General features: G+C 40.7%; 4 protein-coding genes and 2 pseudogenes. 5 read left to right on the forward strand and 1 reads right to left on the reverse strand.

The annotated features are described in order from the left end of the window. The 3 genes and pseudogenes from C6H66_RS26250 to C6H66_RS24460 form a co-directional block, all read left to right on the forward strand. Positions 1 to 362 (forward strand): annotated as a pseudogene (locus tag C6H66_RS26250) (hypothetical protein); the annotation flags it as partial. Then, the gene (locus C6H66_RS24455) at positions 349 to 579 is read left to right on the forward strand and encodes a hypothetical protein (protein ID WP_105397010.1); all 231 of its coding nucleotides are present in this window, start codon (positions 349 to 351) and stop codon (positions 577 to 579) included. The pseudogene C6H66_RS26250 and the gene C6H66_RS24455, both read left to right, overlap by 14 nt. 346 nt (positions 580 to 925) lie before the next feature. After that, positions 926 to 1,873 (forward strand): DNA modification methylase, encoded by a 948-nt coding sequence (locus tag C6H66_RS24460; protein ID WP_105397011.1) that lies wholly within the window; start codon positions 926 to 928, stop codon positions 1,871 to 1,873. A 71-nt stretch (positions 1,874 to 1,944) separates the two neighbouring features. Here C6H66_RS24460 and C6H66_RS24465 read toward each other — a convergent pair whose 3' ends face one another. Next, positions 1,945 to 2,142 (reverse strand): hypothetical protein, encoded by a 198-nt coding sequence (locus C6H66_RS24465; RefSeq protein ID WP_105397012.1) that lies wholly within the window; start codon positions 2,140 to 2,142, stop codon positions 1,945 to 1,947. A gap of 1,346 nt (positions 2,143 to 3,488) precedes the next feature. On the opposite strand from C6H66_RS24465, the gene C6H66_RS24480 reads away from it, so the two are divergent. Next, on the forward strand, positions 3,489 to 3,896 hold the full coding sequence (locus C6H66_RS24480; protein WP_105397015.1) for a hypothetical protein: 408 nt from the start codon (positions 3,489 to 3,491) through the stop codon (positions 3,894 to 3,896). A gap of 119 nt (positions 3,897 to 4,015) precedes the next feature. Continuing rightward, a pseudogene (locus C6H66_RS24485) lies at positions 4,016 to 4,177 on the forward strand (IS630 family transposase); the annotation flags it as partial.

Genomic DNA, 4,177 nt, shown 5'->3' on the forward strand with positions numbered 1-4,177 from the left:
CCGGATACTCATCCGACCAGGTTAGGCAAGAATTTGAGAGACTGAATCCCGTACCAATTACGAAAGTTCGCCAGCGTCAAGCGATGCGGGCAAGTCTTGATCAGCGAGTAAGAACGGAGGTTGGCCGAATTCTTGGTGAACGAGGTGTCAACCCGGAAGGGCATGACCTAGATCATTTGCATCTTGGAAGATCCAATTTTGTCATACTCAAAGCCGCGATAGACAAGCAGATTAACCATACTATCGGGCGGTCAGGTCGATCCCGAGATGAGTTTACTCAGGCAGACTTTAATCAGATAGAGACAGACTTTAACCGCATTATTTTGCTAGCTATAGAGGAGGTATTCGGTGGCCAGAGTTAAATCACTAATCACTCGAGTTGAGATTGACAGAGCCAAGCGAGCCCATAATTGCCAGGCAAACGCACGTCACCGGATCGAAGCCGGTGAGATCCGCCTAAACGTCCGCAATGGTAGAAGTTGGGATAGATATTGTGTTACCTGCTCGTTAACAATATTAGAGCAGGATTTAAAAAAGATTGGTGACATAAAAGCGCAACTTGACAAAAAGGAACCGTAGGTAGGATCTTCCATTTCCCCATAATTGCCGGGGGAATGGTGGCTTTATGGGAGAGGCATCCGTAGTTTCCCTACAGTAAAAGATTTCGCTTAAATGTAGTTACACAACTCGTCATTTTCGGGGGTTCTTCCACTGGACCCCTAAAAAAGCGATCATTCTTGAACCTTTTGCTGGCTCCGGTACAACCAACATTGCGGCCGATTTTTTTAATGTTAGCTCTTTCGGATTTGAGGGGCATCCTTTTGTAGCAAGGATCGCAAAAGCTAAACAACTTTGGTATTTAGATACGAACGACCTAAATGATGCAGGAGAAGAACTTATCGCATACGCATCATCTTTAAAGACAATGCCGGATCCTACTCGCTACAATGAAAGTAATCTTTTGGGAAGATGTTACTCCTTTGATTCATTTAACAAACTTGAACGATTAAAAATTGCATATGAGAAATTATCTAATGCTGACCCACATTGGGAGTTAATCAGACTAAACATAACATCAATACTGAGAGCATGTAGCCATGTAGGTACAGCTCAATGGCAATATGTATTACCCAATAAATCCAAATCTAAAGTACTTGATCCCTTTGAGGCCTTCCTTGGAAAGCTTAAAATCATGAGAGCCGATATGTTTCATGCAATTTCGTCAGGTTGGCAGAACTGCTCGCATATTGAATACAAAGATGTGAGACAACCGTTTAAAGCAGAAAAGTGTAACTTGCTAATTTCATCACCGCCATATCCTAATAACTATGATTATGCAGATGCAACGAGACTAGAGATGATGTTTTGGGGAGAGATAAATGGTTGGGGAGACCTCAAAAATGTTGTCAGACCTTCACTGATGAGATCATGTTCTCAACACTCATCTTCAGATAAAATCGATTTGGATGAAGTTCTCAGCAATCCACTTCTCGATCCAATAAAAGATGAAATATCTGATGTAACTAGAAAGTTAGATATAATAAGACATAGTAAAGGCGGTAAAAAATCCTACCATACAATGATTGCAGCTTATTTTTTAGACATGGCCAAAATATGGGTAAATATTCGTAAAAATATGGAGAAAGATTCAAAAGCCTGCTTTGTTATTGGTGACTCCGCACCATATGGCATACATGTTCCTGCGGAAAAATGGCTTGGGGAACTTGCTGTTTCTGCTGGTTTTTCCTCCTTTAACTTTGAAAAGCTAAGAGATAGGAATGTTAAATGGAGGAATAGAACACATACAATGCCTTTACATGAAGGTCGTTTATGGGTTTGGAATGGAAAATACAAAAAACACTCAAATATGTAGTTATAACCCCTTTATATGGACATAATTTTCAATTTAAAATTTTAAAGGAAGCTAAAAAATTTATTGCTTGTCTAAATATCAAGATTCTCTTTAATATACTCTTGAGCATCTAATAAGACCTTGGTAGCATCGTCGGATATTGCAGCAATATCGTTACGAATTTGCTCCGAATCACTTACTGATAATGCCAATTCTTTATAGTTAGTTGAGGGCATAATATCCATAATACTACTGGCTGCTATCAAATAGTGGCGTATTGTAAGCAGCATAATCTTTCCTCCGATTATTCACATTTTGTCAGTTAAAATTGGTAAAAGTTTAATGATTCATACAAACTGAACAATTAAGTGATATAGTCGTGTATATTGTAGTGATATCAAATTATAGCATTTTATAAACAGGTTCATAGTGTACCGGTAATAGGTGTATTTATTTCTGCCGAAAGTTATACTTTATTTAAGATATAATTACCAGCATATCAATGTTTCTCACTGCGGTGCATATAGAGAATTCCACAAATTTAGCGAACTGCTTTCGATTCTTGAAGTACTTGTCTGTTCAGCCGAAAGGTACGTTGCCGAACAAAGTAAGCCCGATTTTTTGGCTACCTAACATCACTTCTGAGAATGACATATGACATATGACACAAGAGTTGAATCCGATTAAACAAAAAAATCTATGAAAATGTTCAGCCTGAAAAGAAGAGCAATATCTATCTGAATAAACTGTTTGATTTTCTCGTCGAGGAAATTAGGAAGAAAGGTGTTCCACCGACCTATGATGATATCGGTAAGGCGCTGGGGTATACGAAAGGACTGGTCGCCCGCAGAATCTGTCAATTGCATGATCTTGGTTGGATTGAGCTTGATGGTGACAAACGCGTCCAGGCTTTATGTATCGCAAAAGAACTGGGACATGCTGACTTCTATGACATGCCCTATCTGACTACGGATCGAAAGAAAATCATTGAATATGTGGCTAAGTATATGCACCACAATCCTAACGGGCTATCCGTTCATGCCATAGCCTGCTTTTCCAACAACAAAATACGACGCCATGTTGACTATCTAGTATAACTTTGAGCTTGTCCGTTACAGTCCTGAACTCTATGAGGTGATTGTGATTTATCCTGATGACTACGACAGCAAGGCCGAGGAATAACAGGTTGTATCGAAAACTATTGGAGCGGGTTTTAGCTTGCGGTGAAACGCATTACTTAAGGAATACTTCAAGGTGATTGAATAGGTTTTTCTGAGCTACTTGCTAGCCGGTTTAATGTTGCTCTCTCGCCATATCTGTCATTTATAAACTGATATTGGAGAAGGTAAGAGTATTACTCACACAGGAAAACTTGCTGGTGGCCGGTGGTGGTTTACTTATTTTCTGTGTCTATCGTAGATTCGGTGTGACATGCAAGGCGTCCTCTGCTGCATTACTCACTATAGCGGTCATGCCTGACGGTAATTAATGGTTGCAAAGTGTCATCCTATTTCATGGCAATCCGTAATTTGAGTTGGTAGCCTGCCGGTTGCAAAAAGTTGTTGTTCATATCTGTGCAGGTGCCTCTGTGGGGGAAGGTATCAACACAGTTCCTAACCAATTCAAGGTGACTTCTATGAAAAAATCTATGCTGAGATTATCCGCAGCGATGGGGGTACTTTCATGTTCTCTGGTTATGGCCGCGCCTGCCGTGGATCCGAACTCAGTTTATGGTGAACCACCAGCGGCTAACTCTGGGCCAACGTTGCAGCAACAGCGGAACGTAAACGACCAGAACGCTATCATCATTCTGCGCCTGGAGAGCTTCAAACCAATGGGTACCTTTACGGTACCGGAAGAAATTGAGCATCTGAGTGTTGTGCAAATCAACAATAAAACCTATGTGTTATCCGAGCAGCCGGATAAGCGGCTGGCGGGTCTTTGGATAGGTCGCAATGAAGTTGGTCAGGAAGCGTTATGTGGATATCTGAATAACTCTATGCATGTACAGAAGTGCTATTACATTCTTTTTCGCGAACGCTGAAATAAAAGGGGGCTTCTTAAATAAATTTTCAAAATAATAGATCACTGGAAGGGAACTCAGTCCGATTTTTGCGATCTGATCAATTGCCAAAAATCCCAAACCTCAACACGGACTGAGTGATGCCTATCATAGCACCCATACCTCAAAATGAATGCCAGAAAATGAGAAAACTTATCCATAAAAACCCGTGATAAGAACTATTCCCGTCGATTGACGGCGTTATTGATGCTCAATGAGGGATTGACGGTGACTTATGTCGCTAAAACCCTTCATGCCGATCA

The sequence above is a fragment of the Photorhabdus hindustanensis genome (genome assembly GCF_002968995.1).
Classification (GTDB): domain Bacteria; phylum Pseudomonadota; class Gammaproteobacteria; order Enterobacterales; family Enterobacteriaceae; genus Photorhabdus; species Photorhabdus akhurstii.